The 251-nt window shown below is 47.8% G+C and carries 1 protein-coding gene; it reads right to left on the bottom strand.

The features are described from left to right. A partial coding sequence (locus Q4528_RS15010; RefSeq protein ID WP_303522485.1) for a TSUP family transporter occupies positions 1-251 on the bottom strand: 251 nt, incomplete at both ends.

The following is a 251-nucleotide window of genomic DNA, read 5'->3' as shown; positions in this document are numbered from 1 at the left end:
AGCCTAGCCAAAAAGACAGCTTACTAAGGTCAGCCCATAACAGCAGCGCGCCGCCTGCAATTGATCCAGGAATTCGACCTAATATGGCGGCAGTTAAGCCTTTAAAAGAGATACTGGCTCGGTGTTCAAAAGCACTTAGGGTAGATACAACCAACGCTACAATGACCACGGGACCTGGTACATAAACTGGTGAGAGCAAAAATAACAGAGGAGCGGCAATGACCGCTAAACCAAAGCCAATGGTGTATTGC

Origin of the sequence: Staphylococcus pasteuri (assembly GCF_030547725.1) — a bacterium.
GTDB classification, from domain to species: Bacteria; Bacillota; Bacilli; order Staphylococcales; family Staphylococcaceae; genus Staphylococcus; species Staphylococcus pasteuri.
This window is presented reverse-complemented; position numbering and strand designations above follow the sequence as displayed.